The sequence below is a fragment of the Tateyamaria armeniaca genome (assembly GCF_045797845.1).
In the GTDB taxonomy this organism is placed as follows: Bacteria; Pseudomonadota; Alphaproteobacteria; order Rhodobacterales; family Rhodobacteraceae; genus Tateyamaria; species Tateyamaria armeniaca.
In genome coordinates this window covers 3,231,818-3,251,868 of the sequence record NZ_JBHDIY010000002.1, presented here as the reverse complement: position 1 = coordinate 3,251,868, position 20,051 = coordinate 3,231,818, and the positions used below count along the sequence as shown (strand labels likewise).

Sequence of the window (20,051 nt, the reverse complement as noted above, 5' to 3'; positions counted from 1 at the left end):
TTGCGCGCCTCGCCTATGATGGCCACATAAAGCAACCTTACCAAATACAGGTGCGAGCGGTCATGCTTCGGTTCATTTTGTCCTTCTTCGGCGGGATTTTCACGACACTCACCATGGGGATTGCCATGGTCGCGCTGTCCGTCGGTGCGGTGTTCTGGATGTACGGGCGCGACCTGCCCAGCCACGAAAGCCTTGCGCAGTACCAGCCCGCCACGATCAGCCGCATCTATTCAGGCGAGGGGCGGATCATCGACGAATTCGCGCAGGAACGCCGCCTGTTTGCACCTGCCGACACAATCCCGCCGATGATCAAACAGGCCTTCATCAGCGCCGAAGACAAGAATTTCTACACCCACGAGGGCTACGATCTGCGCGGCATCGGGGCTGCGGCCTATGATGCGGTGCGCACACGCGGCGCGGATGTGCGCGGGGCCTCGACCATCACGCAGCAGGTGATGAAGAACTTTCTTCTGTCCGGCGACCGTCAGGCCGAACGCAAGATCAAGGAAATCATCCTCGCCGCCCGGGTCGAGGGGGCGCTGAGCAAGGAAAAGATCCTTGAGCTGTACCTGAACGAGATTTTCCTTGGCCAGAATTCTTATGGGGTCGCGGCAGCCAGCCAGACCTATTTCAACAAGAACCTTAATGAACTGGCCCCGCATGAGGCGGCGTTCCTTGCCTCACTGCCCAAGGCCCCGTCGGATTATCACCCGGTGCGGCGCAAGGACCGGCTCATGGCGCGCCGGAATTTTGTCCTCAAGGAGATGATGGAAAACGGATATCTTGATGAGGTGACATATGAGGAAGAGCGCAACATGCCGCTGCGCTCGGTCCAGAACGGCGATTTTGACAGCTTCAAGGGTGATTTGCCGCCGCGCGACTACTTCACGGATGAAATCCGGCGCCAGCTCAGCCAGGACTTTGGCGAGGGCGAATTTTTCACCGGTGGGTACACGGTGCGCGCGACCATCGACGCCGAAATGCAGCCTGTTGCCGCGCGTGCCTTGCGCCAGCAGCTCGAAGCCTATGATCGGGGCCGGGGCACATGGCGCGGCACGGGCAAAAAGATCGAAGCGGATCAGCTAGAAAACTGGGCCGAGGTGCTGCCGGGCATCAAGGTCGCGCGCGACATCGATCAGGATGGCGTCTGGCGGCCCGCCGTGGTGCTTGAGGTTGGCGATCAGACGCTGCGCCTTGGCATCGAAGGCTGGGTCGAGGGTGAACCGGAACCAATCGTGCCCCGCGAAGACATCAAGTGGGTCAAGGGCAGCTTTGTCGACAATTTCGAAGTGGGCGACGTCGTGCATGTGCGCGCAATGACCGCTGACAGCGACAGGTCGTTCATCCGCTGGACCCTGCGGCAAGTGCCCGAGGCGCAAGGCGGCTTTGTCGCGATGGATGTCGATACCGGCCGCGTGATCGCGATGCAGGGCGGGTTCAGCTATCAGCATTCGGTGTTCAACCGTGCGACGCAGGCCAAACGGCAGCCAGGGTCCTCGTTCAAGCCATTTGTCTATGCGGCCGCACTCGACAGTGGCTATACGCCCGCGACCATCGTGGTCGACGCCCCGATCGAGATCAACACGCCACAGGGCCTGTGGCGGCCGCGCAACTCGTCCAACCAGTTTTACGGCCCGACACCCTTGCGCACCGGCATCGAACGTTCGCGCAACCTGATGACCATCCGGCTGGCCGAAGAGGTGGGAATGGAAACCGTGGCCTCTTATGCCGAGCGGTTTGGGGTCTACGACAACATGTCGCCGTTTCTGGCCAACTCGCTGGGGTCCGAGGAAACGACGTTGTACCAGATGGTGTCGGCCTATGCGATGTTCGCCAATGGCGGTGAGCGGGTGCAGCCCACCTTGGTGGACCGGGTGCAGGACCGCTACGGGCGCACCGTTTATCGCCATGACGAACGTACGTGCAATGATTGCACGCAACTTGCCAGCCTCGATGCGGGCCTTGGCCCGCGCATCGTGTCCAACCGCGCACAGATCATGGACCCGATCACGGCCTATCAGCTGACATCGATGATGGAAGGCGTTGTGCAGCGCGGAACCGCGTCGCGGTCAGTGAACCTGCCTGTGCCAATCGCGGGCAAGACGGGCACGACAAATGACGCCAAGGACGTGTGGTTCATCGGCTTTTCCAGCAACATCGCCGCCGGGTGCTATATCGGCTATGACCAGCCTCGCAGCCTTGGGCGCGGTGCCTCTGGCGGGGGCATGTGCGGCCCGGTCTTTCAGGCCTTCATGAGCGAGGCGATCAAGAAATACGGCGGTGGTGCGTTCGACGTTCCTCCGGGCGGATATTTCATCAAGATCGACCGTTTTACCGGCGCACGTCTCAGTGATGATGCGAGTGGCCCCAATGTTGTAGCCGAGTATTTCCGGGAGGGCGAAGACCCGATCTTTGGTCTCGCATTTGATGGCGGATTTGCGATGGGTGCTGACCTGCCGCTGTTCGAAGAGGCCGCAGCGGGTGGACGGCAGGTGACCACCTCGACCGGGCGCAAGGCGGTCGTCGGACCCAAGGCCAGCTTTGGATCGCTGAGTTCTGGCGGGCTTTACTGACACCGCAGGCAGGCAAGGTCAGAGGGGGCCAGCCCCCGCGCATGCGCGCGTCCCCCGGAGTTTTTCTGGCGAGATGAAGGATGCTTGTGGCGCGCGGGGGCTTGGGCTATCTCGTGGCTCTGCGAGACGAGGGATAAGAGATGCGCGCCGAAATTCAGAACATCGTGGCCGAGATCGAGAAATCGGTGGACCTGTTGGCGCAGCGTCTGGACATCGACACGGCCCAGCATCGTCTTGAGGAATTCAATGCGCGCGTCGAGGACCCCAACCTGTGGGACAATCCTGAGGCTGCGCAAAAGCTGATGCGCGATCGCCAGATGCTGGTTGACGCGCTGGAGGTGCATGGCCGCATTTCCCAGGACATGGCCGACAATATCGAGCTGATCGAGCTGGGTGAAATGGAAGAGGACGCCGAAGTCGTCGCCGAGGCCGAAGCCGCATTGAAGGCGCTGGCCACACTCGCCGCCCAAAAGGAACTGGAAGCGCTGCTGGACGGCGAGGCCGATGGCAATGACACCTTCCTTGAGATCAATTCGGGTGCTGGCGGCACCGAGTCCTGCGACTGGGCCGCGATGCTTGCCCGCATGTACGTTCGCTGGGCGGAAAAGAAAGGCTACAAGGTCGAATTGCAGTCCGAAAGCGCGGGCGAAGAGGCTGGGATCAAGTCCGCCACTTACAAGATCAGCGGGCAGAACGCCTATGGCTGGCTGAAATCCGAATCCGGCGTGCACCGCCTTGTGCGCATCAGCCCGTTCGATTCTGCTGCCAAGCGGCACACATCGTTCACATCCGTCGGCGTCTATCCGGTTGTGGACGACAATATCGAGATCGAGGTGAACCCGGCCGACATCCGCATCGACACCTACCGGTCCTCCGGGGCGGGCGGGCAGCACGTGAACACCACGGATTCGGCGGTGCGCATCACCCACGCGCCCACAGGCATCGTCGTCACCAGTTCCGAGAAATCCCAGCACCAGAACCGTGACATCGCGATGAAAGCGCTGAAATCGCGCCTCTACCAGATGGAGCTGGATCGCCGCAACGCCGCCGTGAACGAGATGCATGAGAACAAGGGCGATGCGGGCTGGGGCAACCAGATCCGGTCCTACGTGCTGCAACCCTACCAGATGGTCAAAGACCTGCGGACCAATTTTGAGACCTCTGACACCAAAGGTGTGCTGGACGGTGATCTGGATGGGTTCATGGCTGCAACCCTTGCGCTCGATGTGTCGGGCAAAAGCCGGGCTGAGGCGCAGGGCGACTAAGCCCTTCGAAACACCTCAGCATCAACGACCGTCCCTTGATCTTGCCCGTCAAAGCGTTGACGCTGCGCAGGAAGGAACGGGGGACGTCACATGATCGAAGCGGGTGCATTGGCCTTGCGGGCACGCATGGATGCAGGCGAGATCACGGCTCAGGACGTGATGGCGGCGACGCTGGCGCGCATCGACGCGGTGAACGGAACGGTGAATGCCATCGTGTCCCTGCGAGACGCAGACGCCCTGATGGCCGAAGCGGCGGCGGCAGATGCGGCCCCCAAGGCCGGGTGGCTGCATGGCATCCCGCTGGCGGTCAAGGATCTTGCCAACGCCGCCGGATTGCCCACCTCCATGGGGTCACCCCTGTTTGCAGGCACGATTGCCGGAACGGATGACATCCACATCGCCCGCCTGCGCGCCGCAGGTGCCATAGTCATCGGCAAGACCAATACGCCCGAATTCGGGCTGGGTTCGCACAGCATCAACCCGGTCTTCGGGGCAACGCGCAATCCTTACGATGCTGATCGCAGCGCCGGGGGATCGTCCGGCGGGGCCGGGGTGGCGCTGGCTTGCGGGATGGTGTCACTTGCCGATGGGTCGGACATGATGGGCAGCCTGCGCAATCCGGCGGGGTGGAACAACGTCTACGGGATGCGCCCCAGTTGGGGGCTGGTGCCGTCGGAACCGGTGGGCGACAGTTTCCTGCATCAACTGGCAACAAACGGACCGATGGCGCGCACCCCGCGCGATCTTGCCGCCGTGCTGGACACGATGGCGGGGCCTGATCCGCGCCAGCCGCACGGGGTCGCACAGGCCCCAAGCCTGCCCCAGATCGAAGGCGGGGCTGAGGGTATGCGCATCGGCTGGCTGGGGGATTGGGGCGGCAGCCTCGCGATGGAGCCGGGGGTGCTGGATCTGTGTGGCACGGCCCTTGAACAGATGGGCGATCTTGGCGTCAGGGTCGGGCCGCTGGCTGCACCATTTTTGCGCGATGCCTTGTGGGAGGCATGGATCACCCTGCGCAGCTGGTCCGTGGCTGGCGGGCTCGCACCACTGCATGCCGATCCCGCGCAACGGGACCAGCTGAAAGACACGGCACTCTGGGAAATCGAACGGGGTCTCGCCCTGTCGGCCATGGATGTGCACCGCGCCAGCGTCATCCGGTCGGACTGGTTTAAGACGGCGGTGGCGTTGTTTGACCACTACGACGTGCTTGCCCTGCCAAGCGCGCAGATGTGGCCCTTTGACGTGACCCTCGATTTCCCGCCCGAGATTGCGGGGCAGGGCATGGACACGTATCATAGATGGATGGAGGTGGTGGTGCCCGCCAGCCTGATCGGGTTGCCAGCGGTCTGCGTGCCCGCAGGCTTTGGCGGTCCGCACGATCTGCCCATGGGGCTGCAACTGATTGGGCCGCGTGGCAGTGACGCAAGGCTGCTGAGGCTGGCCGAGGCGTGGCATCAGGCCACCGACTGGCCCGGGCGCAGGCCACCAATTTTCTGAGGGGGACTTTCGAGGATGCAAACCAACCCTTATCCCGACCTGCCCGCAGGCGTGCCACCGTTTCATGCGCCGCCCGACGGGTTCGTGGCCCGCGCGCTGCGCATGGGCTGGGATGATTTCCGGGCGCGCCCGGGTTTTGGCCTGATCGCGGGGGCTGCGGCCGTGCTGGCCGGTTGGACATTGCTGGGCCTGACCCTGTGGGCCGGGCACACATTCTGGCTGATCCTCGCCGTCTTCGGCTTTCCGCTGGTGGCCCCCCTGTGCGCCCTTGGCACATATGAAGTGTCGCGCCGGATCGGGGCGGGGGAACCCGCGTCGCTGGGGGCCGTCCTGCACCGTCTGCGGATCGAACGGGGACGGCAGATCCCGTGGCTGTCGATGTTGATGGTGGTGGGGCTGTTGTTCTGGTTCTTCCTCGGACACATGATCTTTGCGCTGTTTCTGGGACTGAAGCCGATGGTCAACGTCACCACATCGCTGGATGTGTTTCTGAGCCAGGACGGATTGATGATGATGGCGCTTGGCACTGTCGTGGGTGGGCTGTTCGCCTTCCTGTTTTTTGCGATGTGCGTGCTGGGCCTGCCGCTGCTGCTGGCGCGCGAGGTGGATTACATGACGGCGATCCTGACCAGCGTCGGCCATGTCCGCCGCCATCCGCGCGAGATGATCACCTGGGCGTTCGTGATCGTGGTGTTGCTGGCTCTGGCGATGCTGCCAGGGCTGCTGGGCTTGCTGGTGATCCTGCCATGGCTGGGCCATGCGTCGTGGCACGTTTATGCACAGATGGCGGCAGGCGCACGCTAAAGCGGGGTTTCGCGGCCCATGTCGATCAGTGCCGCACGCAGGCATGCGGTGTCGGGATGATCGATTTCCATTGCAAAAACATGGGCATGGGTCAGGTAGAACCCGCGCGCCGTGTCAGTTTCCGCCGCATCTGCTGCCCACTGGTACAAGGTGACAAGGACGGCGCGGTCGCCTGCCGCATGCGCAGCCAGCAGCCGCGCATCCAGATCGGTCATTGTGCCGCCTGAGCCTGTGCGCGATGCGCGGCGACACGCCCGGCCACCCAGTCGTGGAACAGATGGGTCGGCCCATCCATCGCCGGGGAAAAGCGCCCGCCATCAAATCCCGGCGCATGACGCCCGCGCTGCATGCCCTCAACGACAAAGATGTCTTCCTCGAACACGGTTTTCCACTGCGCGGTATTTTTTGCGCGCAAATCCGGATCGGTGTCGGGGCGGGCGTAAAACAGATGCACATGCTCGACCGTTTTGCCGGGGCTTTGCGGGGTAAGGATGATGGCGAACGCATGATCGCGGTGCACACCCAGCAGCACGTTGGGATAGGCGGTGATGTATTCCGACGCAGTGTCCCACTTGTCGCTCAGCCCCTCGAAATCGGGAAAGGTTGCGCCATCCGCACCCGTCAACTGGCGGTAAACAAGCGTGCCCTGACCGGAGAAACACCCGGGCTGTTCGATGTGGTAATGATCTTCCAGACGGGAGTAGCTGTTCAGGCCCGGATGGACCCAGGGCAGGTGATAGCTTTCGCAGTAATTCTCGACCGCCAGCTTCCAGTTGCAGTTCACCGCCAACTGAAATGTGCTGTCCGCACCGCCGTGATAAAGGGGTTTGTCAAACTCGGACCAGCGCGCCAGCAGATCGGCATTGGCCTCTTCAAAAGCGGGGGCATCGCCCGACAGGTTGATCCACACAACACCAAGCCAGATGTGACTGCGCACTTCGATCAGGCCCAGCAGGTCGCGATCAATGCCATCGGCGGTGTTTTGACCCGGACCACCCACATGGGGGGTCGACACAAGGCGGCCTTCGGTCGAATAGCACCAACTGTGATAGGGGCAGCGAATGGCCCCTTCGATCTTGCGCGGTGCGTCGACAAGGATCATGCCACGGTGCCGGCAGATGTTGTGAAAAACCCGGACCTGACCGGCACGATCCCGCACCAGCAACAGGGGCATGTCGAGAAAGGTAAGGGGCAGGGCATCGCCGGGCTCGGGAACATCCGCGCTGACGGCCAGACCGGACCAGCCCGACATCAGCAGGGCGGCGCGTTCTTCTTCAAAGACCTTTTCGTCAATGTAATGCGCATTGGGCAGGCCACGGGCCGAGGTGATCGGTTGGCGCACCGCGCTCAGATCTGTGTGTTGCATGACAAATGCCTCCCGAATGCTGTTTCAACCAGCATAGCGAGAGGGCACACGGACACATGTGCGTTTTCGACCAGACTTTTCCATCCCCGACACCGCAAAGGGTCGCGAAGGGCTCAGCCGTGCAGTTTGTGCTGCTCTGTCTTGGCGGCAGCGACGCGCGGGCCGTGATCAACACGGAAGGGAATGACCTTGGCCGTGTTGGTAACGATGTGATCCTGCATCACCGGAACAGAACGCAAGCCGTCCGTGAGTGTTGTGCCTGAGTTTCTTTGTTCGACCCGACGCGGGTTCAGTGCAAGGCGCATATTGCGCGATGTCTGCACGTCAAATTCAACGACATCGCCAACCTCGAAAAAGACGTCGGCAACAGCGACGTTCTTACCACCTGACAGATAGGCCAAATCACCTTGATCCTCGCACCAGATGACAGCCTTCTGATCAGCTGAATCTCTCCACAGTACTATACCGATCATTATTCCACCCAAAGTTGGTCTTGCCCTATCAAACCTATTTTTGGGTGTTTGGGATACGGCTAACTCCGGAACGGGCGCTTGCTTTTTGTGTCCATGGGAGTATCTTCTGATTGCTTTTCGCGTCAGAGGCGACGCTACTTGGCGTCACTTCGCGGAGGTCAGTGTCGTAACGAGCGTCAATCACCGGCTGTCCGCATACTATACGCAAAAAAGCGAAAAGGGACTCACATGGCGGAAACGCGCAGATCACCGGCGGAATTGCGCAGTATGTTCGGCGCAAATCTGCGGATTCTCGCGCAACCCTATCCGTCGATCTCGGAATTGTCCCGCCAGTTGGGCATCAACCGCACACAGTTCAACCGGTACCTGTCGGGCGAAAGCTTCCCCCGACCGGATGTGCTGGCCCGGATCTGCGCCTTCTTCAATGTGGACGCGCGCGTGTTGCTGGAACCGGTCGACAATATCGGGCGCGGCAGTGACCCCCTGACTGGTGGGTTCCTGCGCGATTTCGTCGGCGGCGGCGTCGGCGCAGTTCAGGAATCTTTGTTTCCGTCCGGATTTTACCGCTTTTCACGCCGCAGTTTTCTGGCACGCGATCAGTTTGTCAGCGGGCTGGTGCGGGTGTTTCGCGAAGGGCAGTCCACATTTATCCGCGGCTACGAAGCGCGCGCCGCGATGGAGGCACAGGGGCTGGGCATGGACCGCACCGCGCGCGAGTTTCGCGGCCTCGTATTGCGCCAGGAAGACGGGATCGCAGCGCTGATCTCGCGCAAGGACGCGATGACGGCGTCGTTCAATTTCCTCAGCCGGGTCACGTCATTCGAAAACAACTATTGGGTCGGCTATGTGGCGCGCACCGTACGCGAAGCTGCGGAAACCGACCGTGTCGTGCGCGTGGTCTACGAACACCTCGGCACGGGGATCGGCAAAGCCAAGGCGGCCGGGAAACAAGCAGGCTATTGCCAGATTGACGACCTCTTGCCCTTTCACCAGCGACTTTTGCAGCCCGACGTGCCGTTCCGTTAATCGCCGCGGGGCAGGGCGGCCACGCCGGTGCGGGCCACTTCGGCGAGGCCAAGGGGGCGCATCAGGTCGGCAAACGCGTCAATCTTTTCCGGCGCGCCGGTGATTTCAAAGACAAAGCTTTCCAGCGTGCTGTCCACCACATTGGCGCGAAAGATGTCCGCGAGACGCAAGGCCTCGACCCGTTGATCGCCCTTGCCGGTCACCTTGAACATCGCCAGTTCCCGCTCGACCGAAGGCCCCTCAACGGTGAGGTCATTGACCTTGTGGACGGATACGATGCGCCCCAGCTGCGCCTTGATCTGCTCGATCACCTGCGGCGTGCCGGTGGTGACAATGGTGATGCGGCTGAGGTGCCCCTGATGATCGACCTCGGCCACGGTCAGGCTTTCGATGTTGTAACCACGCCCGGAAAACAGGCCGATGACACGGGCCAGCACACCAGGTTCGTTTTCGACCAACACCGCAAGCGTGTGCTTCTCCACCACGTCCGAAAAGGTGGGGCGCAGGTTATAGGCGGAATGGCTGGTAGAGCCTTTTTTGAGTTTTAGGGCTGACATTATCCCATTTCCTTTAACACTTGTTCTGACAGTGGAATTGAAAGTTGCTGCACTTTGTAAGCAAAGTCCTTCCGCTGAGACATTGGATCAACCGCTTCTTTCCCCAGTAGAAGCGCATAGGTTTTTACAAGCGCGTCCAACCGATTGTCTCTAAATCCCTTGTTCAGCTTCGGTTTTGCTTCGCCAAACTTGTCCTGATGATGATTTCTAAAAAGCCAGCGACCCTCGTCGACAAGCCCTGATAACCGTGCGGCTATCTCAACGCGATCCTTAAAGGTGTGTGTTTGATGCTGGCCAACCAATGAGCAATTCAAAATGTGATCTGCCAAAGACAATTCTTGTGTTGCCCGACGCGCCCAGTCGGTTAGACGCTCAGTAGCTTGCAGTTTTTGGGCATGCTCAAACCGCCGATCTTCGAGAGCTTGATTTACTTGGCGCCTACGCTCTTCCAAGCCCCTAAGCCGACTGTCGCGCGTTTCGTCTCTATCTTTGGTCGAAATCTGGCGCATCTCTTCCCTGCGCTTTGAACGGTAGTCGATCCAGAAAGTGGCAACCGCGACGAGTGTTGCCAAAAATGCTGCCGTAGCTTCAGGTGTCACACCAACACACTCCCCTTGGCATCAATGACCCCCTGCGTCTCCGCTTCGCCCAGCAACATCTCGTTATGCGCCTTGCCCGACGGGATCATGGGAAAGCAGTTTTCGTGCTTTTCCACCAGACAGTCGAACAATACCGGGCCGTCGTGGTTGATCATCTCCATGATCGCGTCGTCCAGATCATCCGGGTCGGAACACAGGATGCCCTTGGCTCCGAAGGCCTCGGCCAGCTTCACGAAATCGGGCAGGCTTTCGGACCAGGAATGGGAATACCGCTCACCATGCAACAACTCCTGCCACTGGCGCACCATACCCAGCCGTTCGTTGTTCAGGATGAACTGTTTGACGGGCAGATTGAACTGCATCGCCGTGCCCAGTTCCTGCATGTTCATCAGCCACGACGCCTCACCGGCCACGTTGATCACCAGCGCGTCCGGATGGCCCATCTGCACCCCGATGGAGGCGGGAAAACCATAGCCCATCGTGCCCAGACCCCCGGAAGTCATCCAGCGGTTGGGGTCTTCAAAGTTCAGATATTGCGCCGCCCACATCTGGTGCTGGCCCACTTCGGTGCAGATGTAGCGGTCGTGATCCTTGGTCAGCGCCTCAAGACGGGACAGGGCGTATTGCGGTTTGATCACCTTGCCCTTCTGTTCGAACTTGAGGCAGTCGACAGTGCGCCACGTGTCGATCTGGGCCCACCATTTCTCAACCGCCGCTGCATTTGTCTTGCGCCCGCGCGATTTCCAGACTTTCAGGATGTCTTCGAGGACATGGGCGACGTCACCCACAATCGGGATGTCGGCCTTGATCACCTTGTTGATCGAAGAGGGGTCAATGTCGATATGCGCCTTTTTTGACTTTGGGCTGAACGCATCGATCCGGCCCGTGATCCGGTCGTCGAACCGCGCCCCGATGTTGATCATCAGATCGCAGTCGTGCATCGCCATGTTCGCCTCGTAAAGACCGTGCATGCCCAGCATTCCGATCCACTTTTCTCCGCTTGCCGGATAGCTGCCCAGACCCATCAGGGTCGACGTGATCGGAAAACCGGTGCCCTCCACCAGTTCGCGCAACAACTGGCTGGCCGCGGGGCCTGAATTGATCACGCCGCCGCCGGTGTAGAAAATCGGGCGCTTGGCGGTTTCCAAGGCGGCCACCAGTTCGGTTATCGCCTCCATGTCGCCCTTGACCTGCGGTTTGTAATGCGAGGTCGACGGTCTCTTGGGCTCGTATGTGCCGGTCGCGAACTGCACGTCTTTGGGAATGTCCACCAGCACCGGGCCGGGGCGACCCGCAGTGGCCACGTGAAAGGCCTCGTGCAACACGCCCGACAGCTTGTCGGTCTCTTTCACCAGCCAGTTGTGTTTCGTGCAGGGGCGGGTGATGCCGACAGTATCGGCCTCCTGAAAGGCGTCCGAACCGATCATGAAGGTGGGCACCTGGCCCGTCAGCACGATGATCGGGATGCTGTCCATCAGCGCGTCCGTCAAACCTGTCACCGCATTGGTGGCACCGGGCCCCGAGGTCACAAGGCACACGCCGGGCTTGCCGGTGGCGCGCGCGTAGCCTTCGGCGGCGTGCACGGCACCCTGTTCATGGCGCACAAGGATGTGGCGGATCGAGTTCTGCTGAAAAACCTCGTCATAGATGGGTAGCACGGCCCCCCGGGATATCCGAATACTGTGTCCACACCCTGATCTATCAGGGCTTGGACAACCATTTTGGCTCCGGTCATTTGACGTGTCATACCGCTCTTGCTCCGCGCAGTTCAGTTTCGTTCAAGCAAAAAAAAGCCCCCGGGTTTCGGAGGCGCATGGGGTTCGTTCTGGAGTTCCGTTACCGGCCCATGCGCATGTGTCCAACGATGACGACAAGAGGTGTCATTGACCAAGTGGCCCTTTCTCTGCTTGGGCGGACATTATGCGGGGTAAAAATGGGCGTCAACAGGCAAACGCCTGAAAAAAGTGTCTCTGACGCAGAAAAATGCGACACTATATTGCGTTTGCGTTGCGCGGATCGCAAGAACCGTAAATTGGAGGGGCCTTATGCCAGGCTTTAGCCGGTTTTTGTCCCGGTCGCCATTTTGCGAATGTCGTCTCTGGCTGTCACGGCAAGATGCTGGATCTCTTCAGCGAGGGTTTTGAATTCGACGGCGATTACGCCCAGACCCCGCCCGGCATCACCAACGCGCGAAGCCTCGACCGAGGCGTTGAGCGAGACAAGGCGCACGTGTTTGCCGATATGCTCCAGCCGGGCCAAAGTCTTCGATATTGCCCGCGCCGTTGCCTGCGCTGCCAGAACCTCCTGATGGCGCTTTTCGTCCAGATGCGCCCACAGACCGTCGCAAAAATCCGTGACCCGCTGAAAGAAACCGCTGCGCCCATAGGCTTTGTGCGCTTCGAGGGCGCGCCCGAGTTCGGTCTGATTGTCAGCCTCGACCGCGCGCATCATATTCACTGTCAGATCACGGGTGCGCGCAAAGGCTTTGGCCGCTTCGGGGTGATTGGCGCTATGTTCACAGATCCATGCGCACACTTCCCTTGGCAGTTCATTTTGCGGATCGCGCCCCGTCAGAATGGTGCACAGCCGTTCCATGTCATCGCACTGTTCCTGCAGAACCGCGCGCCAGCCATCGCGTGTTTCCTCATCTTCGGGGTGCGTCGGGTGCGGGCGAAAGAGATATGTCGCAAAAAGCGCTGCGCGAATGGTTTTGGCCCGCGTGGTGGCGATCAGATCAATGGCGGCACGCCGCTGCGCAAAAAGGGCAGCGGTGTCATCGTGCGAAGCGGTGTCAATGCGGGGCATATGTGTCATGGCGCAACCCTACGCCCGTGCGCGTAAAGAAACCGTTATCCGTGTTGTGTCAAAGCGCGTTTCCCGTGCCCTGCAACACCCCGTGTTCCAGCGCATAGCGGGTCAGGCCCGCCGTCGACGAGATGCCCAGCTTGCGCTTGATGTTCTTGCGGTGGGTTTCGACCGTGCGGACAGAGATATCGAGCGCGGTGGCCACATCCTTGTTCGACAGGCCCTGGGCCAAATTCAACAGAATGGTCTGTTCGCGCCCCGTCAGGGCACCGGGCACATCGGCGCTGCGCGGCGTGATCGCGCCCTTGGCGCCAGTGCACAGGTAACGCTCACCGCGCATCACCGCCTCGATGGCTTCGGCGATTTCATCTGTGGGGACATCCTTGAGGATGTAGCCCATGGCCCCGTGGCTGAGTGCCGTGGAAATGTATTCCGGGCTGTCATGCATCGACAGGATCAGCACACGCGTGCCGGGGCGCTTTTCCAGCACAAGTTCGGTGGCGGTCAGCCCGCCCATGCCGGGCATGTTCAGATCCATCAGGATCACGTCCGGGTCCAGCGCATCAAGCTGTTCGATCACGGCGCGCCCGGTGCCCAAGGTGCCCACAACATGTAACCCCTCGTGATCCTCCAGAACGGACTGGATGCCTTGGGCGACCATCGGGTGGTCGTCGACAATCACAACGCGGGTTTGGGGGGCAGGGGTACTGGTCGTCATGCGCGGGCGCGCTCCTTGTCGGGGGTGGCAGGGTCAGGTCGTGCGGGTTCGGGGGCAGCAGGTGGGACAGGGGCACGCTGACTTCGATCACGGTGCCACCACCCGATCCAGCGGCGGTGGACAGGATGCGAAACTGCCCGTCAAGTTGCTCGACCCGTTCGGCCATGTTGCGCAGCCCGATGCCGTTGGCACGCTGACGGCGGGTGCGGTCAAGGCCGACACCATTGTCCGATATGCGCAAGGTCGCCCCGCGCTTGTGCCCGCGCAGATCAACGGACACCTGGCTGGCATCCGCGTGGCGCTCGATATTGGTCAGTGCCTCCTGGGCGATGCGATACAGGGCGATCTTGGAGTCCTGAATCCAGCCGGTTGCGGAAGACGACCGTGTTGAACTCGACCTCGATCCCGGTGCGCTGCCCGAAATCCTCAACCAGCGCCTTGAGGGCCGGACCGAGGCCCAGATCGTCCAGCACACCGGGGCGCAGGTCACGGCTGATGCGGCGGACTTCGGAAATGGCGGTGCCAAGGTTCTCGATCCCCTGTTTCAGAGGCGTTTCGGCATCACCATGGCCCTTTTCCAGACGGCGGCGCGCACTGTCGAGCGCATAGCGCACGCCGACAAGGATCTGGCTGATCCCGTCATGCAATTCGCGTGCCACGCGGCCGCGTTCTTCTTCCTGTGCATCCAGCACGCGCTGGGTCAGCTTTTTCAGCTTGGCATCGGCAAGGCGGCGTTCGCGGAAATTCAGCGCCATCCCCGAGGCAAAGACCAGCAGCAGGGCGGCCAGCGTGATGCCGGAGATATAGTAGAACGTGCGCTGCACCCGTGCTTCGACATCGGCGCGGGCAGCGGCGACGGAGGTCAGAACGTCATCAATGAACACGCCCGTGCCCACGGCCCACCGCCAGGACGGGAACGAGGTGACATAGGTGATCATCTCGGCCTCTTGCCCGTTCGAGGGCTTGGGCCACAGGTGGGTGAGGTAGCCATCGCCCTGTCGCGCAATCTCGATCAGTTCGGCGACCACGGGCGTGCCCTGACTGTCGGTGAGGTCCAGATGATTGAGGTTGATCATGTCGGTCTGGCGCGGGCTGACCAGATTGGTGCCGTCATAATCATAGACGAAAAAGAACCCTTCATCGCCGTAGATCATGGCCGACAGGATTTGGGCGACCTGATCCTTGGCAACCTGATCATCGGGCGCGGCAGAGCCGTAGATAAAGTAGAACCCGTTGCGGGCCTGCGTCACGTAGTTGCGCAATTCGCGCTTCTTGGCCTCAATCAGCTGGTTTTCGAGGGCTTGTATCTCGCGCTCGGCCAGACCGCGCGCCTGCGTGCCCACAAGAGCGGCAATTGCGGCGACCGCCAGAACAAGCGGGATCGCGGCCACAAGGGCCAGCTTTTGCGCATATGTGAGGCGCAGGGCAGAAAACAACGGTTTCACCCCATTGCGATACGACGAAAGTCGGGCAGAATCAAAGGGGTTGCCGCCGGGATGGTCGCGCTAACAGGATCGTATCGGTCAACAAACTGCCTGAAATTGGTGCAGAATTCTTACCAGAAATGGGCTTTTGCGCCCTTTCTACGCAGTACTAGGTATTTTCAATCCAGACGCCCTCGCTAGTGTAGCGCCACTCGAAACGGCCTTTGCACAGACACGCGGGGGTACGTTCAACATATTTGGGAGGAGTATCTCTATGGATCGTCGTTCTTTTCTAAAGACGTCTGCAATGGGCGGCACGGCTGCCGCTGCAACAACGCTGGCCGCACCGGCCTATGCGCAAGGCAACCGGACCCTGACAATGGTCACATCCTGGCCCCGCGGCTTTGCGGTTCTGGATGACGCGGCAAGCTACCTTGTCGATTTCGTCAACGCCATGTCCGACGGTCAGCTGACCATCGACAAGAAAGCCCCCGGCGAACTGGTCGGCGCGTTCGAAGTGTTCGACGCCGTGTCCTCCGGTCAGGCGGACATGTATCACTCGGCCGACTACTACTTCATCGGTCAGCACCCGGCTTACGCCTACTACACAGCCGTGCCATTCGGTGGCACCGCGCAAGAGGTGACAAACTGGTACGAGCATGGCGGCGGTCAGGAACTGCACGATGAACTCGGTGAAATCTTCAACCTCAAAGGTCTGCTGGCGGGTAACTCCGGTTCGCAGTCCGGTGGCTGGTTCCGCAACGAAATCAACTCTGCTGACGACTTCAACGGTCTGAAATTCCGTATGCCCGGTCTGGGCGGCAAAGTGCTGGGCAAACTGGGCGCCTCCGTTCAGAACATCCCTGGTGGTGAACTGTACCAAGCGCTGTCTTCGGGTGCTCTGGACGGTCTGGAGTGGGTTGGCCCGATGGCCGACGAACGCGCCGGCTTCCAGGAAGTGGCCAAAGTCTACTACACCGCTGGTTTCCACGAGCCGGGGTCGGCGCTGGCCGCCAACGTCAACCTTGATGTCTGGAACGACCTGACGCCACAGCATCAGGCGATCCTGCAGGGTGCATCGCGTGCGACCACCTACTTCCAGCTCTCCGAAACGCTTGCCAACAACGGTGCCGCTCTGGCCCGCCTGCAACAGCAGGGCGTGAAAACGCTGCAGTTCAGCGACGACGTCTGGGATGCGTTCGGTGCCGCCTCTGCCGAGGTCATGGACGAGAACATGGGCGACGAACTGTTCGCCAAGACACGCGCCTCCTTCGAGGAAAGCCTTGCGACATCCGCCAGCTGGATCAACAAATCCGACGGCTACTATGTCGAACAGCGCGTGCGCGTTCTGGGCGGCTAAGCCACACCCAAGCGATAGAAGTCGGGGGCCCATTTTCAGGGCCCCCGTCATTTGACTGATGACGGGGATCGGTTCGCACGCCATAGTCGGGCAAACCGTGGAGGGGCAAAATCATGGAAAATGAGAACGGCGCTGAAGCAGGCGGCTTCTTTGCGGCTTTTTTTGATGGCCTGATCTGGTTTGTACAAAGCCTCGCCCTCGGGTTTTACAACCTGGCCTACGCCATCACGCATCCGGCAAGCTGGCTGGACTGGCTGACATGGGCCAACACCGCCGAAGACAAGGAATCGCTGATGCGGTTCGTCTATTACGGCGGCTCAACCGAATTCTTCTTCTGTGTCCTTGCGATCATCATCACCGTCGTGGGCTTTGGCATGTGGCGCAACGCGTTCATGTGGGGCTGCGTGCGCGTGCTCGAAGGGCTGGCCAACGGGGTGGGGCGGCTCTTTGCTTGGGCGGGCCTTTTGATGGTGCTGCAACAGATCATCATCGTGTTCATGCAGCGGATTTTCACGCGGCCCGACATCTCGTTCGGGTTCGGTATTCCGCTGCAATTCGACATCTCGTGGTTCGCCGAGGAACTCAAACTCTATAATGCCATGGTCGTGTGCCTGTGTGTCACCTACACCTTTGTACAGGGCGGCCACGTGCGGGTCGATCTGATCTACTCCGCCGTTAGCCACCGGGCCAAGCGGGTGATCGACATGATCGGGTCAATGATATTCATGGTGCCGACCGCAGTGCTGATCTGGCTTTATGGCTGGTATTTCCTGTGGCGCCACCTGATCACGCCGAACCCGGCGGCCAGCTATGATCTGGAACGGCTGTTGCGCACTGCGCGCGCCGTACGCTGGAGCGTCGAGACCATCGGGTTCAGCCCGAACGGGTTCAACGGCTATTTCCTGTTCAAGATCCTGCTCGTGGCATTTGCGGGGCTCGTCTTCATTCACGGCGTCGCCTTCTTCATGCGCTCGTATCTTGAGTGGAAAGAGGGCGAAGACAGCGAAGGCAAGTACCTGGATCGCGACACGCTCGGCGACGGCGAAGAAGCCTATGAGGGCGTACACTGATATTTCGAAGTGCGGCCCGCACACACAGGCGGGGCGCAACGAAAACAAGACGGGGACGGTAAGCAATGTTGTTTGGACTTGATGGCGTAGAGGTCGGCCTGATCATCGTCTTTGTATGCCTCTTTGGGGGCATCCTATCCGGGTTTCCGGTGGCCTTTGCCATCGCCGGGGCAGGGGTGATCTCGTTCGGGATCATCGCAGCACTCGACAGTGCGGGGCTGCTGATCCACCAGGCGATTGACCAGTCGAGCCAGGCCTACCGCGACCTCGTGAACAGCGGGATAAAACCTGACGCCATCTCGGTCTTCAGTTACCCCGATCTCGCACGCATCGCCGAACCGGTGTTCCCGTCGGGCTGGGAAGTCGCGCTGGACCGCAACGTGTCCTTTGTTGTGAACCGGATGAACGAACGGGTGCTGGCGGGCCAGTCGATCGAGACGCTGCTGGCCGTTCTGATGTTCGTCCTGATGGGCATCACGCTCGAACGCTCCAAAATCGCCAACGACCTGCTGACCACCATGGCGCGCGTCTTTGGCCCGCTGCCGGGCGGTCTGGCCGTGTCCATCGTGGTTGTGGGCGCGTTCCTTGCCGCCTCCACCGGCATCGTCGGCGCGACCGTGGTGACGATGGGGCTGCTGGCCCTGCCGACCATGCTGCGCAACAACTATTCGCCGGAACTCTCCACCGGGGTCATCGCGGCCTCGGGCACATTGGGGCAGATCATCCCGCCCTCCATCGTGATCGTTCTGCTGGGGACGCTGGCCGGTGACCTCTACTCATCGGCACAAGAGGCCCGCGCGCAATCGCTGGGCTGTACCGACGCGCTGACATATTTGGGCGAACCTGCGGTGCTGTCGGTCGGCACGCTGTTTCAGGCGGCCCTGCTGCCGGGCATCCTGCTGGCGCTGCTCTATGCGCTTTATGCCTTTGGCTACGCGCTGCTGAACCCTGAAAAAGCCCCTGCGGTCGAAATGGGATCGACCAACGCCGAACCCATCACCCGGTCCGAAGCGTTCACATGGTTCCTTGGCGCGCCCATCCTGATCGTTGTGGGCACCATCCTCTTGGGCACGCTGAACGTGGTTGGCAGCCAGTCAACCACCATCTCCTCCTTCTCCGACATCGGCGAAGCGGCGTCCTTGCGCACCAATGTGAGCGCGGACTGTCAGGCCGCGATGATCGACCTGCACGGGCAAGAGGCATGGGACACGGCCATCGCCGAACAATCGGCCATCGCCGACTCCGGCGGCTTGCAACAGTCCGAGCGTCTGAGCGAAGAGGAACTGGTCACCGCACTCGACGAGCTGGTCGAAAATGCAGCGCCCATCGGCACGGGCACCGCGATCCTGCTGATCATCCTCGGGCTGATCCTGACAACGGCGCGGGGCATCACACCCAGTGCAGACCCGCAACCGCTGCTGATTGGCGGCATCGGCGTCGTGCTGGCGCTGCTGGTGGACATCGCCCTTGTCGGGCCACTGAACTCCGCCGGCTACTACGTGTTCGTGATGGCGATCCCGTTTGCGCTGATCATGTATGGCGTGGTCGAGGCGACGAAACGCTGCGCGAGCAATGAATTGATCCGCGTGGTCTTCCCACCGCTGATCCTGATTGTGGCGGTGCTCGGCTCGATCCTGGGCGGGATCACCAACCCGACACCGGCCGCGGCCCTCGGGGCGGGCGGGGCGATCATGCTGGCGGCCTACCGCAAGCTCAAGGATCTGGATCGCAGCCCCAAGGTGATCATCTGGTCCACGCTGGCGATCATCATCTGTATCCTCGTGGGCGTGAACTTTGATCTGCGGATCAATCAGGACACCGTGACAGCACAAAGCTGGATTGCCTTCTTCGTGGCTTATGCCGCCTATCTCTATGCGCTCTTCGGTCTGCTGTTCAGCTGCTGGATCCTCTATGCCAACGGCATCCTGTCGCCTGTTGTGCGCGAGACGGCCAAGGTCACGTCGATGGTCTTCACCATTCTGATCGGCTCGCAACTGTTGAACCTCGTGGTGATCTCCTTCGGGGGAGAGCATTACATCCAGCAGTTCCTCAAATCCTTTGACAACGAATTCACCGTCTTCCTGATCGTGATGCTGGTGCTGTTCGTGCTGGGCTTTGTGCTCGATTTCCTCGAGATCATCTACATCGTGATCCCGATTGTGGGGCCGGTGATCTATGGTGGCACGTTTGATCCCAAATGGGTGACGATCATGATCGCGGTGAACCTGCAGACCTCGTTCCTGACCCCACCTTTTGGCTTTGCGCTGTTCTATCTGCGGGGCGTGGCGCCCAAGGAAGTCACCACAGGCCACATCTATCGCGGCATCATTCCGTTCGTGTTCATCCAGGTGGCCGGGCTTGCGCTGTTGTGGACCTTCCCGGGTATCGTGACAATTATCCCGGACCTGATCCCGAACTAAAGTCGGTCTGATCCAAAGGAAAGGGCGGCCCATCGGGCCGCCCTTGTTCCATCTATTGATTGGCACAGCGGCAGCGGGCGTTCAGAGCCAGCAG

The 20,051-nt window shown here is 60.8% G+C and carries 15 protein-coding genes and 2 pseudogenes; 8 read left to right on the top strand and 9 right to left on the bottom strand.

What is annotated here, in order from left to right; all coding sequences use genetic code 11:
• Positions 1 to 62 precede the first annotated feature (62 nt).
• The 4 genes from ACERZ8_RS16540 (at position 63) to ACERZ8_RS16525 (ending at position 6,139) form a co-directional block, all read left to right on the top strand.
• Positions 63 to 2,573 carry a penicillin-binding protein 1A gene (locus tag ACERZ8_RS16540; RefSeq protein ID WP_407593249.1) on the top strand — a complete coding sequence of 837 codons (2,511 nt, stop codon included), beginning with the start codon at positions 63 to 65 and terminating at the stop codon, positions 2,571 to 2,573.
• Positions 2,574 to 2,713: 140 nt separating this feature from the next.
• Positions 2,714 to 3,838: a peptide chain release factor 2 gene (gene prfB / locus ACERZ8_RS16535; RefSeq protein ID WP_407593248.1), complete on the top strand. Its 1,125-nt coding sequence runs from the start codon at positions 2,714 to 2,716 to the stop codon at positions 3,836 to 3,838.
• A gap of 90 nt (positions 3,839 to 3,928) precedes the next feature.
• Positions 3,929 to 5,335: an amidase gene (locus ACERZ8_RS16530; protein WP_407593247.1), complete on the top strand. Its 1,407-nt coding sequence runs from the start codon at positions 3,929 to 3,931 to the stop codon at positions 5,333 to 5,335.
• 15 nt (positions 5,336 to 5,350) lie between these two features.
• Positions 5,351 to 6,139 (top strand): DUF2189 domain-containing protein, encoded by a 789-nt coding sequence (locus tag ACERZ8_RS16525; RefSeq protein WP_407593246.1) that lies wholly within the window; start codon positions 5,351 to 5,353, stop codon positions 6,137 to 6,139.
• Here ACERZ8_RS16525 and ACERZ8_RS16520 read toward each other — a convergent pair.
• The 3 genes from ACERZ8_RS16520 to ACERZ8_RS16510 all read right to left on the bottom strand — a co-directional run bounded on the left by ACERZ8_RS16520 (position 6,136) and on the right by ACERZ8_RS16510 (position 7,906).
• A complete protein-coding gene (locus tag ACERZ8_RS16520; protein WP_407593245.1) occupies positions 6,136 to 6,354 on the bottom strand; it encodes a hypothetical protein in 219 nt (72 codons plus the stop codon). The genes ACERZ8_RS16525 and ACERZ8_RS16520 overlap by 4 nt on opposite strands.
• Entirely contained in the window at positions 6,351 to 7,505 is a 1,155-nt protein-coding gene (locus ACERZ8_RS16515; RefSeq protein ID WP_407593244.1) for an aromatic ring-hydroxylating oxygenase subunit alpha, read from the bottom strand. The genes ACERZ8_RS16520 and ACERZ8_RS16515 overlap by 4 nt, the downstream gene beginning before the upstream one ends.
• A gap of 113 nt (positions 7,506 to 7,618) precedes the next feature.
• Positions 7,619 to 7,906 carry a hypothetical protein gene (locus ACERZ8_RS16510; RefSeq protein ID WP_407593243.1) on the bottom strand — a complete coding sequence of 96 codons (288 nt, stop codon included), beginning with the start codon at positions 7,904 to 7,906 and terminating at the stop codon, positions 7,619 to 7,621.
• Positions 7,907 to 8,206: 300 nt separating this feature from the next.
• On the opposite strand from ACERZ8_RS16510, the gene ACERZ8_RS16505 reads away from it, so the two are divergent.
• The gene (locus ACERZ8_RS16505) at positions 8,207 to 9,004 is read left to right on the top strand and encodes a helix-turn-helix domain-containing protein (protein WP_407593242.1); all 798 of its coding nucleotides are present in this window, start codon (positions 8,207 to 8,209) and stop codon (positions 9,002 to 9,004) included.
• Here ACERZ8_RS16505 and ilvN read toward each other — a convergent pair.
• The 6 genes and pseudogenes from ilvN to ACERZ8_RS16475 form a co-directional block, all read right to left on the bottom strand.
• Positions 9,001 to 9,561: an acetolactate synthase small subunit gene (gene ilvN, locus ACERZ8_RS16500; RefSeq protein ID WP_407593241.1), complete on the bottom strand. Its 561-nt coding sequence runs from the start codon at positions 9,559 to 9,561 to the stop codon at positions 9,001 to 9,003. The two genes, ACERZ8_RS16505 and ilvN, sit on opposite strands and share 4 nt — an antisense overlap.
• Positions 9,561 to 10,160, bottom strand: a complete 600-nt coding sequence (locus tag ACERZ8_RS16495) for a hypothetical protein (RefSeq protein WP_407593240.1) — start codon at positions 10,158 to 10,160, stop codon at positions 9,561 to 9,563. The genes ilvN and ACERZ8_RS16495 overlap by 1 nt, the downstream gene beginning before the upstream one ends.
• Positions 10,157 to 11,907 (bottom strand): annotated as a pseudogene (locus tag ACERZ8_RS16490) (acetolactate synthase 3 large subunit). The gene ACERZ8_RS16495 and the pseudogene ACERZ8_RS16490 overlap by 4 nt, the downstream one beginning before the upstream one ends.
• 308 nt (positions 11,908 to 12,215) lie before the next feature.
• Complete coding sequence (locus ACERZ8_RS16485; RefSeq protein ID WP_407593239.1) at positions 12,216 to 12,965, bottom strand: methyl-accepting chemotaxis protein; 750 nt, start codon at positions 12,963 to 12,965, stop codon at positions 12,216 to 12,218.
• Positions 12,966 to 13,023: 58 nt separating this feature from the next.
• Positions 13,024 to 13,683, bottom strand: a complete 660-nt coding sequence (locus ACERZ8_RS16480) for a response regulator transcription factor (protein ID WP_407593238.1) — start codon at positions 13,681 to 13,683, stop codon at positions 13,024 to 13,026.
• A 49-nt stretch (positions 13,684 to 13,732) separates the two neighbouring features.
• Positions 13,733 to 15,128: pseudogene (locus ACERZ8_RS16475) on the bottom strand (cache domain-containing protein); the annotation flags it as partial.
• 253 nt (positions 15,129 to 15,381) lie between these two features.
• Between ACERZ8_RS16475 and ACERZ8_RS16470 the strand changes: the two are divergent.
• From ACERZ8_RS16470 to ACERZ8_RS16460, 3 genes are all read left to right on the top strand, one after another.
• Entirely contained in the window at positions 15,382 to 16,467 is a 1,086-nt protein-coding gene (locus tag ACERZ8_RS16470; protein WP_407593237.1) for a TRAP transporter substrate-binding protein, read from the top strand.
• A 113-nt stretch (positions 16,468 to 16,580) separates the two neighbouring features.
• Positions 16,581 to 17,537 (top strand): TRAP transporter small permease subunit, encoded by a 957-nt coding sequence (locus tag ACERZ8_RS16465; RefSeq protein ID WP_407593236.1) that lies wholly within the window; start codon positions 16,581 to 16,583, stop codon positions 17,535 to 17,537.
• Positions 17,538 to 17,602: 65 nt separating this feature from the next.
• The gene (locus tag ACERZ8_RS16460; RefSeq protein WP_407593235.1) at positions 17,603 to 19,957 is read left to right on the top strand and encodes a TRAP transporter large permease subunit; all 2,355 of its coding nucleotides are present in this window, start codon (positions 17,603 to 17,605) and stop codon (positions 19,955 to 19,957) included.
• Positions 19,958 to 20,051: the final 94 nt, after the last annotated feature.